Annotated in this window: 23 protein-coding genes; 6 read left to right on the top strand and 17 right to left on the bottom strand. The window is 68.7% G+C overall.

The genetic code is table 11. The features are described 5' to 3' along the window. The first annotated feature begins 132 nt into the window (after nt 1–132). The 4 genes from AC1DHY_RS09790 (at nt 133) to AC1DHY_RS09775 (ending at nt 3757) form a co-directional block, all read left to right on the top strand. Nucleotides 133–1863, top strand: coding sequence for an AMP-binding protein (locus AC1DHY_RS09790; protein ID WP_476903537.1), 1731 nt, complete (start codon nt 133–135; stop codon nt 1861–1863). A gap of 2 nt (nt 1864–1865) precedes the next feature. Then, nucleotides 1866–2372, top strand: coding sequence for a MarR family winged helix-turn-helix transcriptional regulator (locus tag AC1DHY_RS09785; protein ID WP_476878110.1), 507 nt, complete (start codon nt 1866–1868; stop codon nt 2370–2372). A 60-nt stretch (nt 2373–2432) separates the two neighbouring features. Next, nucleotides 2433–2861 (top strand): DUF1761 domain-containing protein, encoded by a 429-nt coding sequence (locus tag AC1DHY_RS09780; protein WP_476878109.1) that lies wholly within the window; start codon nt 2433–2435, stop codon nt 2859–2861. 263 nt (nt 2862–3124) lie between these two features. Beyond that, nucleotides 3125–3757 (top strand): class I SAM-dependent methyltransferase, encoded by a 633-nt coding sequence (locus AC1DHY_RS09775; protein ID WP_476878108.1) that lies wholly within the window; start codon nt 3125–3127, stop codon nt 3755–3757. Nucleotides 3758–3794: 37 nt separating this feature from the next. Here AC1DHY_RS09775 and AC1DHY_RS09770 read toward each other — a convergent pair whose 3' ends face one another. The 5 genes from AC1DHY_RS09770 to AC1DHY_RS09750 are packed head-to-tail and all read right to left on the bottom strand — an operon-like array spanning nt 3795 to nt 8716. Next, the gene (locus AC1DHY_RS09770; protein WP_476878107.1) at nt 3795–4394 is read right to left on the bottom strand and encodes a hypothetical protein; all 600 of its coding nucleotides are present in this window, start codon (nt 4392–4394) and stop codon (nt 3795–3797) included. A 6-nt stretch (nt 4395–4400) separates the two neighbouring features. Further along, complete coding sequence (locus tag AC1DHY_RS09765) at nt 4401–5177, bottom strand: enoyl-CoA hydratase (protein ID WP_476878106.1); 777 nt, start codon at nt 5175–5177, stop codon at nt 4401–4403. After that, a complete protein-coding gene (gene mmsB, locus AC1DHY_RS09760) occupies nt 5174–6154 on the bottom strand; it encodes a 3-hydroxyisobutyrate dehydrogenase (RefSeq protein ID WP_476878105.1) in 981 nt (326 codons plus the stop codon). The genes AC1DHY_RS09765 and mmsB overlap by 4 nt, the downstream gene beginning before the upstream one ends. Further along, nucleotides 6147–7217 carry an enoyl-CoA hydratase/isomerase family protein gene (locus AC1DHY_RS09755; protein WP_476878104.1) on the bottom strand — a complete coding sequence of 357 codons (1071 nt, stop codon included), beginning with the start codon at nt 7215–7217 and terminating at the stop codon, nt 6147–6149. Before AC1DHY_RS09755 ends, mmsB begins: the two co-directional genes overlap by 8 nt. After that, nucleotides 7217–8716, bottom strand: coding sequence for a CoA-acylating methylmalonate-semialdehyde dehydrogenase (locus tag AC1DHY_RS09750; RefSeq protein ID WP_476878103.1), 1500 nt, complete (start codon nt 8714–8716; stop codon nt 7217–7219). Before AC1DHY_RS09750 ends, AC1DHY_RS09755 begins: the two co-directional genes overlap by 1 nt. A gap of 155 nt (nt 8717–8871) precedes the next feature. On the opposite strand from AC1DHY_RS09750, the gene AC1DHY_RS09745 reads away from it, so the two are divergent. Further along, nucleotides 8872–9678 (top strand): exodeoxyribonuclease III, encoded by an 807-nt coding sequence (locus AC1DHY_RS09745; protein WP_476878102.1) that lies wholly within the window; start codon nt 8872–8874, stop codon nt 9676–9678. 31 nt (nt 9679–9709) lie between these two features. Continuing rightward, nucleotides 9710–10639, top strand: coding sequence for a DUF8083 family protein (locus AC1DHY_RS09740; protein WP_476878101.1), 930 nt, complete (start codon nt 9710–9712; stop codon nt 10637–10639). Here AC1DHY_RS09740 and AC1DHY_RS09735 read toward each other — a convergent pair. The 12 genes from AC1DHY_RS09735 to AC1DHY_RS09680 all read right to left on the bottom strand — a co-directional run bounded on the left by AC1DHY_RS09735 (nt 10618) and on the right by AC1DHY_RS09680 (nt 19231). Continuing rightward, nucleotides 10618–11703: a LacI family DNA-binding transcriptional regulator gene (locus tag AC1DHY_RS09735; protein WP_476878100.1), complete on the bottom strand. Its 1086-nt coding sequence runs from the start codon at nt 11701–11703 to the stop codon at nt 10618–10620. The two genes, AC1DHY_RS09740 and AC1DHY_RS09735, sit on opposite strands and share 22 nt — an antisense overlap. Before the next feature lie 86 nt (nt 11704–11789). Beyond that, nucleotides 11790–12044: a hypothetical protein gene (locus AC1DHY_RS09730; protein WP_476878099.1), complete on the bottom strand. Its 255-nt coding sequence runs from the start codon at nt 12042–12044 to the stop codon at nt 11790–11792. Nucleotides 12045–12063: 19 nt separating this feature from the next. Then, a complete protein-coding gene (locus tag AC1DHY_RS09725; RefSeq protein ID WP_476878098.1) occupies nt 12064–12954 on the bottom strand; it encodes a carbohydrate ABC transporter permease in 891 nt (296 codons plus the stop codon). Further along, nucleotides 12951–13988, bottom strand: coding sequence for a carbohydrate ABC transporter permease (locus AC1DHY_RS09720; RefSeq protein WP_476878097.1), 1038 nt, complete (start codon nt 13986–13988; stop codon nt 12951–12953). Before AC1DHY_RS09720 ends, AC1DHY_RS09725 begins: the two co-directional genes overlap by 4 nt. 6 nt (nt 13989–13994) lie before the next feature. Beyond that, nucleotides 13995–15278, bottom strand: coding sequence for an ABC transporter substrate-binding protein (locus AC1DHY_RS09715; RefSeq protein ID WP_476878096.1), 1284 nt, complete (start codon nt 15276–15278; stop codon nt 13995–13997). A 202-nt stretch (nt 15279–15480) separates the two neighbouring features. Beyond that, nucleotides 15481–16092, bottom strand: coding sequence for a hypothetical protein (locus tag AC1DHY_RS09710; RefSeq protein ID WP_476878095.1), 612 nt, complete (start codon nt 16090–16092; stop codon nt 15481–15483). Continuing rightward, nucleotides 16089–16757: an Asp23/Gls24 family envelope stress response protein gene (locus AC1DHY_RS09705; protein ID WP_476903536.1), complete on the bottom strand. Its 669-nt coding sequence runs from the start codon at nt 16755–16757 to the stop codon at nt 16089–16091. The genes AC1DHY_RS09710 and AC1DHY_RS09705 overlap by 4 nt, the downstream gene beginning before the upstream one ends. Further along, nucleotides 16754–17122: a hypothetical protein gene (locus AC1DHY_RS09700; RefSeq protein ID WP_476878093.1), complete on the bottom strand. Its 369-nt coding sequence runs from the start codon at nt 17120–17122 to the stop codon at nt 16754–16756. Before AC1DHY_RS09700 ends, AC1DHY_RS09705 begins: the two co-directional genes overlap by 4 nt. Further along, nucleotides 17119–17310: a hypothetical protein gene (locus AC1DHY_RS09695; RefSeq protein WP_476878092.1), complete on the bottom strand. Its 192-nt coding sequence runs from the start codon at nt 17308–17310 to the stop codon at nt 17119–17121. The genes AC1DHY_RS09700 and AC1DHY_RS09695 overlap by 4 nt, the downstream gene beginning before the upstream one ends. Further along, a complete protein-coding gene (locus AC1DHY_RS09690) occupies nt 17307–17837 on the bottom strand; it encodes an Asp23/Gls24 family envelope stress response protein (protein WP_476878091.1) in 531 nt (176 codons plus the stop codon). The genes AC1DHY_RS09695 and AC1DHY_RS09690 overlap by 4 nt, the downstream gene beginning before the upstream one ends. A 99-nt stretch (nt 17838–17936) precedes the next feature. Then, entirely contained in the window at nt 17937–18380 is a 444-nt protein-coding gene (locus AC1DHY_RS09685; protein ID WP_476878090.1) for a hypothetical protein, read from the bottom strand. A gap of 149 nt (nt 18381–18529) precedes the next feature. Next, on the bottom strand, nt 18530–19231 hold the full coding sequence (locus AC1DHY_RS09680) for a TetR/AcrR family transcriptional regulator C-terminal domain-containing protein (RefSeq protein ID WP_476878089.1): 702 nt from the start codon (nt 19229–19231) through the stop codon (nt 18530–18532). Nucleotides 19232–19322 lie beyond the last annotated feature (91 nt).

Genomic DNA, 19322 nt, shown 5'->3' with positions numbered 1-19322 from the left:
ATCGACTCTTCCAAACCCTTGGATGTCCTAGTATATTGCACAGTGACATTGATCACTAGGGATGTGAATCACAAGGCCAGCGGCGGCCGTCACCGGACCGCCCGGCTGAGACCGGCTGCGAAAGGTGCACCCATGACCGTCACCGAGGAATTCCGCGCTGCGAGGGACCGGCTGCTGGCCCTGCGCGGGGACTACACCGCCGCCCGCGAGGAGTTCCAGTGGCCGCGCTTCCGGGAGTTCAACTTCGCACTCGACTGGTTCGACACGATCGCCGCCGACCCGGCCAAAGCCGACCGTCCGGCCCTCGTGATCGTGGAGCAGGACGGCACGGCCACCCGGCGGAGCTTCGCGGACCTCGCCGCCCGCTCCGCCCAGGTGGCCAACTGGCTCCGCAGCCAGGGCGTGCGCCGCGGGGACCGGATGATCATYATGCTCGGCAACCAGGTGGARCTCTGGGAGCTSATGCTGGCCGGCATCAARCTSGGSATCGTGATGATCCCGACCACCACGTTGATGGGCCCGGACGACCTGAAGGACCGGGTGGAACGCGGCGGAGCCAATTGGGCCGCCGTCGGAAGCACCAACATCGACAAGTTCGCCGGCGTCCCCGGCGACTACACGCTGATCGAGATCGGCGGGAACGACGCCGGCGGGACGGCGCAGGCCCTGCAGTACAGCGGGGCCGGCGGCGCGGCGACGGACTTCGTCCCGGACGCGCCGACACTGGCCGACGAAACCCTGCTGCTCTACTTCACCTCGGGCACCACATCCAAGGCCAAACTCGTGGAGCACACGCACACGTCCTACCCGGTGGGCCACCTCTCCACCATGTTCTGGATCGGGATGGAACCGGGTGACGTGCACCTGAACGTAGCCTCCCCCGGCTGGGCGAAGCACGCCTGGTCGAACGTCTTTACGCCCTGGATCGCCGAGGCCTGCGTTTTCATCTACAACTACGGCCGCTTCGACGCGAAGGCCCTGATGGAGCAGATGGACCGCGAAGGGGTCACCAGTTTCTGCGCCCCGCCCACTGTCTGGCGGATGCTGATCCAGGCCGACCTCACCCTGCTGAAGAACCCGCCCACCAAGGTGGTCTCCGCCGGCGAGCCGCTCAACGCCGAGGTGATCGACCAGGTCAACCGTGCCTGGGGCCAGACCATCCGGGACGGTTTCGGCCAGACCGAGTCCACAGTCCAGATTGCCAATACCCCGGGCCAGCCCATCAAGATCGGCGCCATGGGGAAGCCGCTGCCCGGCTATGACGTTGTGCTGGTGGACCCGGCCACCGGCGCGGAGGCCGACGACGGCGAGCTCTGCCTGCGCCTGGACCCGCGCCCCGTGGGGCTGATGAAGGCCTACTACGGCGACCCGGAGAAGACCGCGGAGGCCTTCCGGGACGGTTACTACCACACGGGTGACATGGCGAGCCGGGACGAACGCGGGATCATCACCTACGTGGGCCGGGGCGACGACGTCTTCAAGTCCTCCGACTATCGGCTCTCCCCCTTTGAACTGGAGAGTGTGCTGATCGAGCACCCGGCGGTGGCGGAAGCCGCCGTCGTCCCCTCCCCCGACCCGCTGAAACTCTCCGTCCCCAAGGCCTTCGTGGTCCTCGCCGCCGGCCACGAGCCCGGACCGGAGCTCGCCGAGGACATCCTGCGCTACTGCCGCGAGCGCCTGGCGCCGTTCAAACGGATCCGCCGGCTGGAGTTCGCGGAACTGCCCAAGACGATTTCCGGCAAAATCCGGCGCGTGGAACTGCGGCACAGCGAGGAACTGCGCCACGGGCCCGGCGGCCTGTCCACCGGCCTCGGCGTCGAATACTCGGAGGCGGATTTCCCCGCGCTGAAGGGACAGGGCTAGGCGTGGGCACGCCGCTGCCGCGGGATCCGATCGCCGACGCCCAACGGAACTGGGAACGGCACGGGTGGGCCGACGTCGCCGCCCCGATGGCGGCGATCACGGCGATCATGCGGACCCAGCAGATCCTGCTGGCCCGGATCGAGGCCGCGCTGAAGCCGTTCGGGCTGACGTTCGCGCGCTACGAACTGCTGGCCCTGCTCAGCTTCGCCCGCAGCGGCGCGCTGCCCATGAACAAGGCAAGTGCCCTGCTCCAGGTCCATCCCACCTCGGTGACCAACGCCGTCGACCGCCTGCAGGACGCCGGCCTGGTCCTGCGGTCCCCGCACCCCACCGACGGCCGGACCACCCTGATCGAACTTACTTCGGAGGGCCGCACCCTCGCCAAACGGGCGACGGCGGTGCTCAACGCGGAGGTCTTCGGCCAGTCGGGGTTCGCGGACCCGGACGTGGAGCAGCTGATCCGCATCCTGGGCCGCTTTCGGAGCAATGCCGGGGACTTCAGCGGCTAGGCCATACACTTCCCTTGCGGGGCCCGTCGGCCGGATGGACCCGGAGCTGAGGAGAACGCAATGATTCCCGAGATCAACATCTGGGCGGTACTGCTGGCAACCTTGTCCAGCATGGTGGTCGGGTCCGTCTGGTACACGCCCAAGGTGTTTGGCAACTACTGGATGCGCGTCGCCAAGGTCACGCCCAGCGGAGAGGCCCGGGACGCCGTCAAGCCCATCCTCATCACGCTGCTGGTGAGCCTGGTCAGCGCCTGGGTGCTGGCCGGATCGGCGGCCATTTCGCAGAACTTCTACGGCGGCAATTTCCTGGCCAACACCCTGGTGACCGCCCTGATCCTCTGGGCCGGGTTCACGGCGGCCCGCTTCATCACGCACGACGCCTTCGAGGGGCGCCCCGTGGGCCTGACGGTGCTCAACTGCGCCCACGAATTCGTGACCCTGATGGTGATGGCCCTGATCATCGGCCTGTTCGGAATTTCCGCCACGTAGGTACCCGGACTGGCGGGCTGGTCGCCGGGGGCCGTCGCCGGGGCAATTGCGCGTCGGCGATACGCATCCGACCCAGCGACGCTCAAATAACCCGGCGCTACGGGTATTACCGCCGCGTGGGGTCTTTTCCGCGTCGCGAAGGGGTTTGCTGGTCGCCGGGGCAAGTGCGCGTCGCGGCGGCGCGGGTGCCCGCCTAGACTGGGTTGGCGGCCGGAGCGGCAGGCGCCCGGCAGTGTGGGACGGCGCCCGGAGGAGAGCTGCACATGGAATTCGACGAATCGTTCTGGGACGAACGGTACCGCGAGCACGGCCGTCACGGGTCAGTGTGGAGCGGGCAACCGAACGCCCAGCTGGTGGCCGAGGCCTCGGATCTCCGGCCGGGTTCCGCGCTCGACGTCGGGGCCGGAGAAGGCGCCGACGCCGCGTGGCTGGCCCGCCGCGGCTGGCGGGTGACGGCGGTCGATATCTCGTCAGTGGCCCTGGCCCGGGCATCCGCCGCGCTCGACGACGAACCGGAGACCGCCGCCCGGATCACCTGGCTGCACGAGGACCTGACGGCGTCGCCGCCGCCGGCCGGTACTTTCGACCTCGTCTCGGCGCAGTATCTGCATTTGCCGGCACCCCAGCGGGAGGGCGTGTACAGCCGGCTGGCCGCGTCCGTCGCTCCGGGCGGGACACTGCTGATCGTGGGCCACCACCCCGCGGACCTGGAAACGTCAGTGCGCCGGCCCTCCACCCCCGGGTTGCTCTTCACCGCCGAACAGATCGCGGCGGACCTCGACCCGGTGGAGTGGGAAATCCTCACCTGCACGGCACGGCCGCGCGCCACCAGCGATGCCGACGGCGCCCCGGTGACGGTCCAGGACTCGGTTCTCCGCGCCCGCCGCCGGGCATAACGCCGCCACCCGCCCGCGGGCTGGCCAACCCGGGCGGCTACCGGCCCGTGCCCAGCCGCTCCCGCAGGCCGGCCGCGAGCCCGGCGATGGTCAGGAGATCGAACAGGCCGCCGCCGACTTCCACCAGTCGGCGGCGCTTGACCCCGGCGAGCCGGAGCCTCAGGTGAACCCGCGTCCCGGCCACCGCGCCAGCGCTCTTAGCCGCCCCAACCGCGCCCTCCGCCCCATTCTGGAGCGGCACCGGCCGCAGCACAATTGCCCAGCTGATCCGCAGCGCCCCGCGCTGCGACCGGTGGACCAGGGCACGCGGCGGATCCACCGTGACGATTTCAAACGTGGCGCCGGGGCCGCCCCAGTCGGGAATGACGTCGCCGGGCCGGAGCCCCTGCAGCACCGGGTCAATGGTGCGGAGCGCCCGGCGGCCAGCCGGGAGGACGGCTTCGACCCACCGGGGCAGGTACCACCCGGACCGCTGCTTACCCAGCTGCACCATCCACGGCCAGACGGTCCCGGGCGGCGCCGGCAGGTCGAACCCCCGGTCCATCACCACATCGGCGTCGGGCACCAGCGCGTCCCCGGGGAGCAGGGCATGGGTCTCGTCCGCTGAGGCCCCGACGCCAAGAAACCCGGTGTTCACGGCAACCTACCGGTGGTTGAATTCGGGCTGCCGCTTCTCGCTGAACGCGGCCATGCCTTCCTTCTGGTCCTCGGTGGCGAACAGCGAGTGGAACACACGGCGTTCGAACAGCACACCCTGCGCCAGTCCGGTTTCGAAGGCTGCGTTGACCGCTTCCTTGGCCACCATCGCAACGGGTTTGGACTTGGACGCGATGACCTCGGCGGCCTTTACGCCTTCCTCTACGACGTCCGCGGCCGGCACCACGCGGGACACCAGGCCGGCGCGCTCGGCCTCCTCGGCGTCCATAAAACGGCCCGTGAGGATCATGTCCATCGCCTTGGCCTTGCCGACGGCGCGGGTGAGCCGCTGCGACCCGCCCATCCCGGGGAGGACCCCCAGGTTGATTTCGGGCTGGCCGAACTTGGCGTTGTCCCCGGCAATGATGAAGTCGCACATCATGGCCAGTTCGCAGCCGCCGCCCAGGGCGAACCCGGAGACGGCAGCGACCACGGGGATGCGCAGCCGGGTGAAGTCCTCCCAGCCACGGAACCAGTCCGCCGCGTACATCTCCATGTAGCCCTTGGACTGCATCTCCTTGATGTCGGCGCCGGCGGCGAAAGCCTTGGCCGAACCGGTCAGCACTACGGCCCCGATGCCGGGATCGGTGTCCATCGCGGACACTGCGGCCACGAGCTCGTCCATGGTGTCCTTGTTCAGGGCGTTCAGCGCCTGGGGCCGGTTGAGCGTCACGACGCCCACGCGGCCGCGGCGCTCCACCAGGATGTTTGTGTACTCGGTCATGCCTGTCCCCTCGACTGCTGGTCGGTTTTGTCCCGGATGTCGGTGATGATGCCGGAGAAGTCCCGCCCGGCACCGCCTTCCGCGGCAAACGTATCGTAAATTTCCGAGGCCAGGGGTCCCAGCCGGGCGGCGACGCCGGTGCTTTCGAGCGCGTTGAGCGCCAGCTTCAGGTCTTTGGCCATCAGCGCCCCGGCGAAGCCCGGCTGGTAGTCGCGGTTCGCCGGGCTGGTCGGCACCGGTCCGGGGACGGGGCAGTTGGTGGTCAGCGCCCAGCACTGGCCCGAGGCCGCGGAGGCGACGTCGAAAAGGGCCTGGTGCGTCAGGCCAAGCTTCTCGCCGAGGACAAAGGCCTCGCTGACCGCGATCATCGAGACGCCCAGGATCATGTTGTTGCAGATCTTAGCGGCCTGGCCGGCGCCGTGGCTGCCGCAGTGGACCACGCGTTTACCCATGACTTCGAGCATCGGCTTTACCGCGGCGAAGTCCTCCTCAAGCGCGCCGACCATAAACGTCAGGGTCCCCGCTTCGGCGCCCACCACGCCGCCCGACACCGGAGCGTCGACGGCCCGGTGGCCGGCCTCGACGGCCAGGGCGGAGGCCTCGCGGGCCTCGTCCACGTTGATGGTGGAGCAGTCCAGGAACATGGTTCCGGGTTCCGCCGCGGCCAGCAGCCCGGGCTGGCTTGGATGTCCCGGCTCGCCGGGGGTGCCGCGGTAGGCGTCGAGCAGGTGTTTGCCGCTGGGCAGCATGGTCAGCACGACGGCGGCGCCAGCCACGGCCTCCGCGGCGGTGTCCGCGGTGGTGATCCCGTGGGCACGCGCGGCTTCCAGCGCTGCGGGCACCACGTCAAAGCCGGTAACGGTGTAGCCGGCCTTGACCAGGTTGACGGCCATCGGCCCGCCCATGTGGCCCAGACCAAGGAAGGCGACGGTTCCTGCCACGGGCGCGGGGGTCTCCGGCGCTGCGGTCTCAGACATTGTTTTTCTCCTTCGGAGCGAGCTGCAGTTCACGGTCACCGAGCGGGGCGAAGTAGGCCTCGACGTCGTCCTGGCGTACCTCGGCGAGGCTGGCCGGCGTCCAGCGCGGGGTGCGGTCCTTATCCACCACCTGCGCGCGGATGCCTTCGCGGAAGTCGGCGCCGGCCAGGAAGCGCAGGCCCACGCGGTACTCCTGTGCCAGGGCGTCCGCCAGGCTCAGGCCCCGCGCGCGCCGCAGCGATGCGAGGGCCACTTTGACCGCCGTCGGGGACTTTGCCTCGATTGTGTCGGCCACGTCCGCGGCCTCCCCGCCGACGGTGCGCAGCCGGCGGAGGATTTCCCCGGCGTCGTCGGCCGAATAGCAGGCGTCGATCCACTCCTGCTGCGCGGCCAGGACCGACGGCGGGGCGTCCTCGGCGAACCGGGCGACGGCGGCGTCCACCGGTTCGGTTTCGAGCGCTTCGGCCAGATCCGCGAGTTGCGCGGCGGGGACAAAGGTGTCCGCGAGTCCCAGGAACAGGGCCTCGGAGCCGCTAAGGTGGGCGCCGGTCAGGGCCGCGTGCGTGCCGGTTTCGCCGGGCGAGCGGGAGAGCAGCAGGGTCCCGCCGACGTCGGGCACAAAACCAATGGTGGTTTCCGGCATGCCCATCCGGGTGCGTTCGGTGACGATCCGGACCGAGCCGTGCGCGGAGATCCCCACCCCGCCGCCGAGGACCAGCCCGTCCATAAAGGCCACGTAGGGTTTGGGGTATTCGGAAATCAGCAGGTTCAGCCGGTATTCGACCGCCCAGAAGTCCGCGGTGGCATCCCCGTCGCCGTCCACCATGTCCCGGTAGATGGCCACGATATCCCCGCCGGCGCACAGGCCGCGCTCACCGGCCCCGCGGACCAGGACGGCGGCGACGGCGTCGTCGTCCGCCCAGAGGGTGAGCTGGTCCAGCATTGCCGCAGCCATCCCGGCGGTCAGCGCGTTGACCGCTTTGGGCCGGTTCAGGGTGACGACGCCGAGCCGGCCGCGGCGCTCGAACAGGACTTCTGCGCCGTCGGCCGCCTGCTCCGTCATCAGCTGCCTTCCGGCATCACGAAGCTGGCGCCCTGGCGGATCCCGGAGGGCCAGCGGGTGGTGACGGTCTTGGTCTTCGTGTAGAAGCGGAACGCGTCGGCGCCGTGCTGGTTGAGGTCACCGAAGCCCGAGGCCTTCCAGCCGCCGAAGGTGTAGTATGCGATGGGCACCGGGATGGGGACGTTGATGCCCACCATGCCCACCTGGACGCGGCTGGCGAAGTCGCGGGCGGCGTCGCCGTCGCGGGTGAAGATGGCGACGCCGTTGCCGAACTCGTGCTCGCTGCAGAGCCGGAGCGCCTCGTCGTAGTCCTCGGCGCGGAGCACGCTGAGGACCGGGCCGAAGATTTCCTCCTGGTAGATCGTCATGTCCTTGGTGACGTTGTCGAAGAGCGTCGGCCCCACCCAGAAGCCGCCGTCGTAGCCGTCGACCTTCAGGCCGCGGCCGTCTTCGAGCAGGGTGGCGCCCTCCTCGACGCCGGCGGCGATGTAGCCCTCGATCCGTTCCTTGGCGGACGCGGCGACCACCGGGCCGAAGTCCGAGTCCTTGGCCAGGCTGTGGCCGACCTTCAGGTCCGCGATGCGTTCCTGCAGCTTGGCCACGAGCGCGTCGCCGGTCTTTTTGCCGACGGGGACGGCGACGGAGATGGCCATGCAGCGTTCCCCGGCGGATCCGAAGCCGGCGCCGATCAGGGCGTCCGCGGCCATGTCCAGATCGGCGTCCGGCATGATGACCATGTGGTTCTTGGCGCCGCCAAAGCACTGGGCGCGCTTGCCGTTCGCGGCGGCCGTGGCGTAGATGTACTGCGCGATCGGGGTGGACCCGACGAAGCCGATGGCCTGCACGCGGGGGTCTTCCAGCAGCGCATCCACGGCTTCCTTGTCGCCGTTGACCACGTTGAACACACCGTCCGGCAGCCCGGCCTCGGTGAACAGCTCGGCCAGCCGCAGCGGCACCGACGGGTCCCGTTCGGAGGGCTTGAGGACAAATGAGTTGCCGGCGGCCAGGGCCGGCCCGGCCTTCCAGAGCGGGATCATGGCCGGAAAGTTGAACGGTGTGATGCCAGCGACGACGCCGAGCGGCTGGCGCATGGAGTGGACGTCGATGCCGGTGCCGGCGCTGTCGGAGAACTCTCCCTTGAGCAGGTGCGGTGCGCCGGCGGCGAATTCCACCACCTCGATGCCGCGCTGGATGTCACCCTTGGCGTCCAGGAAGGTCTTGCCGTGCTCGGAGGAGAGCAGGGTGGCCAGTTCGTCCATGTTCTGGTTGACCAGGTCCACGAACTTGAGCAGGATCCGGCCGCGGCGCTGCGGGTTCATCGCGGCCCACTCCAGCTGGCCCTTCTCCGCGTTCGAGACCACGTTGCGGACCTCTTCGGCGCTGGCCAGCGGCAGCCGGGCCTGGACCTCGCCGGTGCAGGGATCGTAGACGTCGCTGAAGCGCCCCGAGGTGCCCTCGATGTGCTGTCCGCCGACGTAATGGGAAAGCTCACGAACCATGATGGAATGCTCCTTTGCATGTGACCTAGATCATCTCTGCACCCGAATATACTCGGACTTCCTACTAATTTCCAGAGTGCTCCGCCGCCGCGGACAGCCGCCCCCGCCGGTCCCGGCAGCGCCGCCCCGCGGCCAAGTTCGGTAAGTTAGGACCTGTGAAGATTGCTACCTGGAATGTGAACTCGCTCCGTGCCCGTGCCGACCGCGTGGAGGCATGGCTGCAGCGCACCGACTGTGACGTCCTGGCCATCCAGGAAACCAAGTGCAAGGACGAGAACTTTCCCTGGGAACTCTTCGAGAGCATGGGCTACGAGGTGGCCCACTTCGGCCTGAGCCAGTGGAACGGGGTGGCCATCGCGTCCCGGGTGGGACTCGAGGATGTTGAGCGCACCTTTATGGACCAGCCCTCCTTCGGCAAGGGCGGCAAGGACGAGGTCCAGGAGGCCCGTGCCATCGGGGCCACCTGCGGCGGCATCCGGGTCTGGAGCCTCTACGTCCCGAACGGCCGGGCGCTCGATGATGAACACATGCCCTACAAGCTGAGCTGGCTGGACATGCTCCGGGAACACGCCGAGGGCTGGGTCCGGTCCGACCCGGCGGCCCAGATCGCCCTCATGGGTGACTGGAACATCGCCCCGCGCGACGAGGACGTCTGGGACATCGACTACTTCCGCTCCGCGGGCCTGACCCATGTGAGCGAACCCGAACGCGCCGCCTTCCACGCCTTCGAGGCCGCCGGCTTCACCGACGTCGTCCGCCCCCACACTCCGGGCCCCGGGGTCTACACCTACTGGGACTACACCCAGCTGCGCTTCCCGAAGAAGGAAGGCATGCGGATCGACTTCGTCCTGGCCTCCCCCGCCCTCGCCGACCGGGTGACCGGCGCCTCGATTGACCGCGAGGAGCGCAAGGGCAAGGGCGCCTCGGACCACGCCCCGGTGATTGTAGAGCTGGCCGGCTGATGACCGCCCGCCCGGCAAGCGCAGGCCCGCAATGACGGGCAACCTCTACCGGGGCCAGGCCGGGCTGCCGTTTTCCTCCACGCTCCGGGTCTACGAACCACTCGAGGCCTTCCCCGCCGAGCAGCAGCGTGCCCTGCGGGACGCCGGCGCCCGGTCGGAATCACGCGCGGCGGTCGAAAACGCGGAGCTGCTGGCCTCCCTGGGCCGCATCACCCGCCCGGGCGGCGACCCTTTCCCCACCGGGCAGACCGACCTGGTGCGGATCCTCGCTGTCAGCGGCGCCACCGGTTCCGGCGCCACCGGGAACCCCGGCTCCTGTAACGACGACGGCGGCTCCCATAAGGACGACGACGGCGTGGTGCCCGCCGCGCTGCTGTATTGCCCCAGCCAGCTGGTGCTCCGGGCCGGACTGGCCGCCAACGCCCTGATGGAAGGCATCCACGGCCCGCTGGCCCAGCTGCTGATCCCCGAAGAGCAGCGCGACCGCCACCAGGAGCGCATTGACCAGGTCAAGGCCCGGGAAGGGACCGGGCGGGTCCACACCCGTGCCTCCACCTGGGGGATCCCGTTCAGCTGGTTCTGCCTCTTCCAGGAATCGGACCCCACGGATGTGGTGGAGGCGGGCGGCCGGATTCTCACGGTGCGCATCCGGGCCACCCTCGGCGCCGCCCTGCAGCGGGTCCGGCACGCCGTCGCGCACCTGGCCCTCGCGGCGCCGGACCTGGACATGCTGGAGGACCTGACCCAGCTCACGGAGTGGCTGGAACTCTTCCACCCCGGGTCGGTGGTCGAACTCGACTACGGCGCCGTGGCGGACAAGGTCTACCCGGACGATTCGCCGCTGGATGTCAGGCTGGGGATCGAGTGCCTGGCCGAGGGTGACATGACCGGAGCTGCGGCCGCCTACCGCCGGCTGGCCTCCCGCTGGATTCCGATCCGTCAGTTGGCCCGCGCCTCCTGAGCATGGCGTGAGGGCAGCGGCGGGGCCGCCGTCGTATCCCGGACAATCAGCCGGTGCGGCGCCACGGTGGAGTGCACCGACCCGGCGATCCCGTCGAGCTCATCAAGCAGCATCTTGGTGCCGAGCTCGGCTTGTTCATCCGGGCGCTGGCCGACCGTGGTGAGGCCGATGGCGGCGGAGAATTCGTGGTCGTCGATGCCCACCACGGAGAGATCCTCCGGCACACGCACCCCGGCGCGGCGGGCTTCGAAGAGCACGCCCATGGCCATCTCGTCCGAGGCGCAGAAGATCGCCGTCGGCTTGGGCCCGGGCTGGTCCCACAGCCGCTGGAAGGCGTCCTGGCCGCTGCGGACGGTGAAGTCCCCCCACTCGTCCCACTCCGGCCGGACGTCCAGGGCTGCCTCGGCCATCACGTCCTGGAAGGCTTTGATGCGCACCCGTGGAACGTCGAAGTTCAGGTCTGTTTCGTCGTCGCCGTGCAGCAGCGCGATCTCGGTGTGACCCAGGCCGATGAGGTGCCGGACCGCCGTGGCGGCGGCCTCGTAATCGTCGATCCCGATGTAGGCGCAGCCCTCGACGTGGCCGCCCACCACAACCAGCGGGATGTCGATCTTCTGCAGGTGCTCGAGTTCCTCGCTGCTGAGAGCCATACAGAGGACCAGGAGGGCGTCGATCTGCTTGTAGACCATGGTCTTGCTGAACAGGCGTTCGCGGTGGCTGCCGTGGCCGCCGAGGTTGAAGAGCGAGAGGTTGTACTGGCGGCCGTGCAGTTCCCGGTCGGCGCCCTCAATAGCCTTGGAGAAGAACCAGCGGCTGACGAACGGGGCCAGCACGCCGATGGTCCGGGTCCGGCCGGTGGCCAGCCCGGATGCCGAGGAGGAGGCCACATAGCCCAGGGCCTCGGCCACGGCCAGGATTTTCTCCCGGGTGGCGGGTGAGACCCGGGGCAGTCCACGGACGGCGCGGGAGACGGTGGCGGTGGAAACGCCGGCCGCGGCTGCGACGTCCTCGATACTGACGCCGGAGTGTCCGCCGCGTTGCGCCCTGTCAGTTGTCCGTGCCACCGTGTCCCCTTGTCGACCGGCAGCAGGTGCGCTGCCGGCGTGCCGCCCCCACGGCGCCCATCGTTCCTAGTCGAGTGCCGCCGCCCTCACCGCCGCCGGGATCCGGTGCGGCCGGGCAAACGCCGCCGCAGCCGGACCATCCCATAGAGGGCCAGCAGGGTTGCGAGCAGTCCCAGCGCCCAGCCGAGGGCCGGCTGGGCGGTCACCTCCATCCAGACGGTGACCGCCAGCAGGACCACGGCCCAGAAGCCCAGGAACCCGATAATGATGTCGAAGTCCTCGCCCGAACGCACCCTGCGGTGCGTCGGGTGGATTTCGCCCTGGCCCTGTCCGTGTGCCATCAAGCTGCCGCCACAGCCATCACTTGACGGCGCCGGCGGTCAGGCCCGCGACGATCTTGCGCTGGAAGACCAGCACCAGGATCACGAGCGGGATGGTCACGATGGTGCCGGCCGCCATGATCGCGGTGTACGGGATCTGGTTGGGCTGCGCGCCGGCGAAGCTCGCGATCGCGACGGTGACCGGCTGGGTCGCGTCGGACGAGAGCTGGCTGGCGATCAGGAATTCATTCCACGAGGAAATGAACGCCAGGATGGCCGTGGTGAAGATGGCCGGCGCCGCGAGCGGCATGATCACCTTGCGGAATGCCTGCCCCTGCGTGCAGCCGTCCACCCGGGCCGATTCCTCGAGCTCCCACGGCATTTCGCGGAAGAAGGAGGTCATGGTGTAGACGGTCAGCGGCAGCACGAACGAGATATTCGGGATGATCAGGGCCTGGTAGGTGCCCATCCAGCCGATGTTGGTGAACAGCTGGAACAGCGGGGTGATGAGGGCGACGCCGGGGAACATGGATGCGCCCAGGATGAAGCCGAGCACCAGGTACTTGAACCGGAAGTTCAGCCGTGCCAGCGCGTAGGCCGCGAAGACGCCGATGAGCAGCGACACCACGGTGACGACGACGCCGATGAACACGCTGTTGAGCAGCGCCTGGCCGAAGTGGTTGCCGAACGACGTGTCGAACGCGGTCTTGAAGTTGTCCAGGGTCACGTGCGACGGCAATACCGAGGTGTCGTAGGTGAACCCCACGTCGCGGAACGCCGTCACCACCATCCAGTAGGCCGGCGCCAGGCACCAGATCAGGATGACAACCGCACTGATGTAGGTGCGGCCCTGGGCCCATTTCTCCCGGTTCTGGGCCGTCTTGCGCCCCCGGTCCTGCTGCGCGCGCAGCTCGGTCGCGGCGGTGGTCATTTCTTCCCCTTACTAGCGCCGGTCTGCTGCTCCACAACATTCGCGCCAAGGAAGCGCACGAAGATGAAGGCGACAAGGAAAATGATGATGAACGTGATGGTCGATAGCGCCGCCGCCACGTTGAAGCCTTGCCTGATCTGGTTAATCACCAGGATCGAGAGCGTGGTGGTGTTGTTGGCCCCGCCGGTGAGGATGTACGGGAGGTCGAACATACGCAGCGCATCCAGGGTGCGGAAAAGGATGGCCACCATCAGCGCCGGCTTCACCAGCGGCAGGGTGATCATCCGGAACCGCTGCCAGGCCGATGCGCCGTCAACCTTGGCTGCCTCGTACACCTCAGCGGGAATCATCTGCAGGCCGGCCAGGATGAGCAGCGCCATAAACGGCGTGGTCTTCCAGACGTCGGCAATGATGACCGCCCACTTGGCCGGCCACTCACTGCCGGTCCACAGAATGGAGGTGTTGAAGAGCTTGTTGGCGATGCCCTCGAAGGCGAAGATGAACAGCCACAGCTTGGCCGTCACGGCGGTGGGGATGGCCCACGGCACCAGCACGGCCGCGCGGACCATGCTGCGGCCCTTGAAGGTGCGCGCCATGATGATGGCCATCCAGAAACCGAGCACGGTTTCCAGGGTGACCGTGACGATGGTGAAGAAGAAGGTGGTGGCGGTCGCGGACCAGAACTGGGAGCCGAGGGTGCCCGGCGGGCAGGCCACGCTGCCGCCGTTGGGCGACGTACACTGCTGGCCGAGCCAGTTGACGTAGTTCTTGAAACCGGCCGGGCCGCCTTCGGCGAAGAGGCCGGTGGCCGGGTCCAGCCCGGCGTCGGCCTGGAAGGACATGATGATGGCGCTGACGATCGGGTAAACAATGACGACGGCCAGCGCGATGATGGTGGGGGCGAGCAGCCACGAAGCCCACTTACCCTGGCTCGCGATGGCGTTGTCCTCCCCCACCCCCTTCGGTGCGTGGTGGGGTTCGACCCCGCCCGACGCCGGCTTCTTTACCGGCGTCGGGCCCAATTCGGTTGCCATGAGTGACTACTTTGTCTGGGTTTCGATGGACTTCTGCATATCGGACAGCGCTGCGTCCACTGCCTTCTCACCCTTGATGGCCGAGTATGCGTTGTCCTGGATGGCCTTGGTAACGGCCGGGTAGAACGGGGTCACCGGACGCGGGACGGCGTTCTCAATGGAGGTCTTCAGCACGGGCAGGTACGGCAGCTTGGCGACCAGTTCCTTGTCGTCGTAGAGCTTGCTGAGCACCGGGGCGAGGGAGCCCTGCGTGGCGAAGAACTTCTGCGTTTCTTCGGTGGTGAGGAACTTCAGGAAGTCCAGCGCGGTGGCCTTGTTCTTGGAGTAGACGCTCATGCCGGCGCTGTGGCCGCCCAGGGAGGAGGCGCCGGGGCCGTCCTTGCCCGGGAGGGCGGTCATGCCGAGGACGTCCTTGACCTTGGACGAGCCTTCGGTGGTGGCCAGGTTGTAGACGTACGGCCAGTTGCGCAGGAACAGCAGCTTGCCGTCCTGGAACGCCTGGCGCGATTCCTCTTCCTTGTAGGTGATGGCTTCCTTGGGGATGTTGCCGTCCGCGTAGGCCTTGGCGAGGTTACCCAGGCCGGTCTTGGCTTCCTCGGTGTTCAGGCTCGGCTTGCCGTCCTTGTCGAGCACGGACCCGCCGAAGGAGTTGATCGCCTCGGAGGCGTTCACGGTGAGGCCCTCATACTTCGAGAACTGGCCGGAGTAGCATCCGATGTTCTTGGCCTTGGCGATTGAGCACATGCCCATCATTTCGTCCCACGTCTTGGGCGCGGTGGGGACGAGGTCCTTGCGGTAGTAGAGGATGCCGCCGTCGGAAGACTCGGGTGCGGCGTAGAGGGTGCCCTTGTAGGAGGCGGCCTCGAGCGTCGGCTTGAGCATGCCGGCGGTGTCGAGGGCCATCTTGTCCTTGAGCGGCTGGAGCCAGCCCTTGGCCGCAAACTCGGCGGTCCAGACGACGTCCACGCTGACAACGTCGTAGTTGGCGTTCTTGGCCTGGAAGTTCTGGACCAGGTCATCGTGCTGCTGGTCGGCCTGGTCGGTCTGTTCCTTGAACGTGACCTTCTCGTTCGGGTGCGCCGCGTTCCACTTTTCGATCAGCGGCCGCACAACGTTGCTGTTGTCCTTGCCCTGTACGTAGGTGATGGGGCCCCGGCCGTCCAGGTTTGCTGCCGCGTCGCCGCCGCCCGCGGAGTTACCACCGCCGCCTCCACCGCCTGCACAGGCCGAGAGGGAGAGGGCCAAAACACCGGCCGCGGCTACGGGAAGTAGGTATTTACGGGTTTTCATGCAGGTGCTCCTCGCTGAGTACCGGTTCGTACCGGTGGTGCAGTTGGTGTGGTGGCAATCACACTAGCGACACGATGGTGAGGAATGCAAGCGTTTACATTAAACCTTTACGCAACGGAGACCGGTGCAGGCCGGTCCGGTGCTGGTGTTCCGGGTGGGGCACATGTTTCCGGCGGCTAACCGCACGTGCCAGCGGATGCGTTTAGCGGACGCGCTCGGCGCGCCCGAACCGGGACCGGGCGCCGGCCCCGAGGTGGATCAGCACGGGGGTTCGTTTGCCCACGACGGCGTCGAGGGCCTCGACCAGCGCCGACACCTCGGCGGCGAGGGCGTGCGGCGCGACACCCTGGCGGGGCTGCACCCGGATCCGGAGAGCCGGCTCGCCGTCGAACTCGTAGGTCCCGACAGTGGCGCCGGCCAGGTCCGGCCGGTCGGCAAGGGCGGCCCGGAGGGCCTGCGCCGCCACACCGCCGCCGATCCGGACGTTGCCGGGCACATCCCCGGCATCGTCCTCGGCGACCAGCAGGTTGGCGCGGCCTTTGCCCTGTTGGGCAAGCCAGGCGACCATGGCCACGATCACGGCCAGCAACAGGACCACGATGAGGATCCACAGCCAGCTTTCGGGGCGGCCGGGGAGCCGGGTGCGGTCCACGAGTCCGCGGACCCCGCTCCATGCCCCTGCCGACCAGCCCTGCCACCAGCGGCCGACCGCCGGCACCGTCGCCAGCAGGATCAGTAGCCCTCCGATCGCCAGCAGCTTGGCGCCAAGGATGGCGAGCAGAATCCGGTTGAGGATCCGGGGTGTGCTGTTCACGCGCCGATCACCCCCGACGAGGCCAGATTGACCCGCACCTCAGGCCGGGGCGTGAGCGCCATGTCCGTGAGCTCTGCCTCTACGGCGGCCTGGATGTCTGCCGCGCGAAGGGGCACGCCGGAGGTCGGCCGGACGTTCACCAGCACCTGCCGCCTGGAGACCACCACCATCACCTGTTCCTGGGTGACGTTGGCGGCGAGCCGTGCACGCCGCGCCAGGGCGGAGGCGATCACCTCATCGTCGACCACGACGCCGGCCCTCGGATCGGCCAGCACGTGGCGGGCACGCCGGCCCGGCAGCACGGCGTTGAGGAAGAAGAACAGTCCCGCGGCCAGCAGCACGGCCCCGGTGACGCCCAGCAGCAGCGGCGGGACGCCGGCGGGGAGCTCGATGATGCGCTCGGCCGCGGCCTGCGGGTCAATCAGCCACGGCGGCTGCCCGACCGCACGGACGGCGGTCTCGAGCAGGGCGTAAACACACAGCCCGATCACCAGGATGGCCGCAATGACGGAGGCGGCAGCCCTGGAAGAGCTGGTTTCCCGGGCCAGGACCTTGGCCATCCCGGGGGCACTCGTTCCGGTGTCCGGTCCGGACGTGGGATCCGACGCCGGGGCGGCCGGCCTGCTCCCTGTTTCGCCATACTGGCGCTCGGCTGCCTGGCTCACCGGACCCGCCCTCCCTCTGTGATGCTTGCTCCGCTGATGCGGATGTCCACCCGACTAAGCTGCGCGCCGCTCAGTTCGGTGACCCGCCGCAGGATCTCCGCTTTGGCTGCCACGGCACGGTCCCAGATGGGGCCACCGAAGGCCGTGACGCGGGCCGGATCACGGAGCACCGAGGAGAGCGACGGGACGGCGATCGGGGTGACCAGCGAAAGGGCCAGCAGGCCGTCGTCGTCCGTCCAGTCAGCCCTTACGTCGGGGGCGGGGACGCCCAGCGCTTCGGCGGCCGCGGCGCGTGCCACGCTGGTCAGCGCCTGGGTGCTGATCCGGTTGTGTCCGGCCAGGCTCCGTCCGGTGCCGTCAGTCATGAGGAGGAACGCCTGCCCGTGATGGCGTCGACGACGCCGCGCAGGTCCAGTTTCCCTTCCGCCGCGCGGCCCAGCAGGGCTCCGATAGCCATAAAGAGCAGGGATCCGAGGAAGCCCCAGACCCCAAACGCGAAGGACATAAAGGCAAGGAAAGCGCCGGCTGCGATGCCCGCCACGGTCAGGTTCACTGCAGGGCCTCCCTCACGGGCCGCACGTCTCCGGCGGCCGCCGGCTTGGGCGGTCCGGGGACGAAGACGTCGTGGATTTCGATGTTCACTTCAATGACCTGCAGTCCCACGAGCTCCTCCACAGCGGCGTACACGGCGGCGCGGATCTGGTCCGCGAGGGGGTGCAGCGGGGTGCCGTAGAGGGCCACGAGGTCAATGTCGACGGCCACCTGGGTCTCGCCCACCTCGGCCCGGACGCCGGCGGCGTGATCCGGACTGCCCACGGCGTCGCGGATCGCACCCAGAGCGCGGGACGGTCCAGTGCCCAGGGAGTACACGCCCGGAACCGAGCGGGCGGCGATGCCGGCCACCTTTGCGACGGCGGCTTCGGAAATCACGGTGCGGCCGGTCGCGGCGGACGCCGCGAAGGGCAGCCCTGCCTCCGGCAACCGCGTCTCCGGCAGGCGGGTCTCCGGCAGGCGGGTCTCCGGCAGTCCTGCCGCCGGACCGGCAGCCGGGTTGGTGGATTCAGGATTCTGGTACTCCATGAGGCACTCCCCCTTCTCTTTGACACCACCCTAGCCCTTGGGGCCCACCGCGGGGCCACATCACCGGGATTTCCGGAGCGGGCCTGCGGCGGGAGCGCCCTACTTGCAGTTAGCGGCGATCCAGCCGGTCACAGGAGCCATGGCGTCCTGGAACTTGCCGCTGGAGAAGACGGTCTGGTCGCTCAGGCCGGCCACGGCCACCTGGTTGAGCCTCGCGAAGGCGGCCTTGAGGCTGTCCGGAACCCGCTCCGCCGTGCGGCTCAGTTCGGCCTTGTGCTGCTCGAGTTCGGCGGTCTTGCCCTGCGCGGCGGAGAGCGGGAGCAAGGACGCCCCCGTGGCCTGCTCGGAGATGGTCTTGCAGGCTTCGGCCGCGGTCGCAAAGTCACCGAAGGGTCCGGAGGTCTTGGTGGGGCTGGGGGTGGGAGTCGCCGTCTGCGCAGGGGCCGACGACGGCGGGGCCGCAGCTTCCGGCGCCGAGCACGCGGTCAGTGCCAGGGCGGCGAGGAGGGCGGTAACGGTCAGCTGGTGTGCAGTTTTCTTCACAATCACTTTTCTGGTCGAGATTGCGCCGCAGGCCGCCAGGGGGCGGTCCGCAGCGATGGCGTTCTTCCCCAGCGTGCGAGTCTAGCCGTGGCGGCCGGCGTGTCCCCAACCCGGGCGCCGTCGCCGACGCATCAACATGCGATGCCCGGTCAGGGCTGCGGGAGCCCGGCGGGCGGAGAAAGGCGTGCGGCGAGTCCGGTCAGCAGGATGGTGATTCCCTCGTCCAGTTCGCCGGCGCCGTCGTACTCGGCCAGGACCGGGGCCAGCGCGCGCAATCGGGGGAACTCCTTTGCGGGCAGCCGGTGCAGGCCCAGGCGGAGCACGGCCTCGTTTTCATCGGGATCCACAATGAATTCCTGCAGTTCGTTGAGGATGTGCCCGTAAAGGTAGCCGTAATAGGCGCGGTAGACGTGCAGCGCGTCCGCTGGGGCAAATCCGGCGTGGATCAGCAGCGCCAAAATCTGTTCGAGCGGCCGCAGGGTTCCCAGCGGCCGCAGCCCCAGCGGCGTCGACAGCGGCCGGGTCACCAGCAGGGGCACCACGTTGGGGTGGCGGAGTGCCAGCAGGCGGAAGTCGTGGGCGGTGCTGCGCAACTGCGCCTGCCAGTCGGCGGCGCCGGCATCGATCACCAGCTCATTCAGGACCAGCTCCGTCACACCGTCCAGTAGTGCGGCCCGGTTTTCCGCGTACCGGTACAGGCTCATCGGGTCCCGGCCCAGCCGCTGTCCCAGCCGGCGCATCGTGAGTGCCTCCAGCCCCTCGGCGTCCACCAGGGCCAAGGCTGCGGAGATAACGAGTTCGCGGCTAAGCGGCTTCCGCTCGCCGGGTGCCTGGTTCTCGTCGCGCGTCATGGGATTCCGTTTCGGGTGGGTGCGGCAATTCGCCGAATGGCAGGAACCGCATTGCTTAATGCCTAGTCTGCGCCTAGAGTCTACAACGTAG

Source organism: Arthrobacter sp. 05L44, assembly GCF_056397605.1.
The sequence above is the reverse complement of the archived record's forward strand: the minus strand, read 5'-3'. Positions and strand labels throughout refer to the sequence as shown.

Bases quoted from the DNA above. Each gene is read 5' to 3' on its own strand.
- AC1DHY_RS09780 (WP_476878109.1), top strand. From the start codon at position 2,433: ATGATTCCCGAGATCAACATCTGGGCGGTACTGCTGGCAACCTTGTCC.
- AC1DHY_RS09775 (WP_476878108.1), top strand. From the start codon at position 3,125: ATGGAATTCGACGAATCGTTCTGGGACGAACGGTACCGCGAGCACGGC.
- AC1DHY_RS09765 (WP_476878106.1), bottom strand. From the start codon at position 5,177: ATGACCGAGTACACAAACATCCTGGTGGAGCGCCGCGGCCGCGTGGGC.
- mmsB (WP_476878105.1), bottom strand. From the start codon at position 6,154: ATGTCTGAGACCGCAGCGCCGGAGACCCCCGCGCCCGTGGCAGGAACC.
- AC1DHY_RS09755 (WP_476878104.1), bottom strand. From the start codon at position 7,217: ATGACGGAGCAGGCGGCCGACGGCGCAGAAGTCCTGTTCGAGCGCCGC.
- AC1DHY_RS09750 (WP_476878103.1), bottom strand. From the start codon at position 8,716: ATGGTTCGTGAGCTTTCCCATTACGTCGGCGGACAGCACATCGAGGGC.
- AC1DHY_RS09740 (WP_476878101.1), top strand. From the start codon at position 9,710: ATGACGGGCAACCTCTACCGGGGCCAGGCCGGGCTGCCGTTTTCCTCC.
- AC1DHY_RS09730 (WP_476878099.1), bottom strand. From the start codon at position 12,044: ATGGCACACGGACAGGGCCAGGGCGAAATCCACCCGACGCACCGCAGG.
- AC1DHY_RS09725 (WP_476878098.1), bottom strand. From the start codon at position 12,954: ATGACCACCGCCGCGACCGAGCTGCGCGCGCAGCAGGACCGGGGGCGC.
- AC1DHY_RS09720 (WP_476878097.1), bottom strand. From the start codon at position 13,988: ATGGCAACCGAATTGGGCCCGACGCCGGTAAAGAAGCCGGCGTCGGGC.
- AC1DHY_RS09715 (WP_476878096.1), bottom strand. From the start codon at position 15,278: ATGAAAACCCGTAAATACCTACTTCCCGTAGCCGCGGCCGGTGTTTTG.
- AC1DHY_RS09700 (WP_476878093.1), bottom strand. From the start codon at position 17,122: ATGACTGACGGCACCGGACGGAGCCTGGCCGGACACAACCGGATCAGC.
- AC1DHY_RS09690 (WP_476878091.1), bottom strand. From the start codon at position 17,837: ATGGAGTACCAGAATCCTGAATCCACCAACCCGGCTGCCGGTCCGGCG.
- AC1DHY_RS09680 (WP_476878089.1), bottom strand. From the start codon at position 19,231: ATGACGCGCGACGAGAACCAGGCACCCGGCGAGCGGAAGCCGCTTAGC.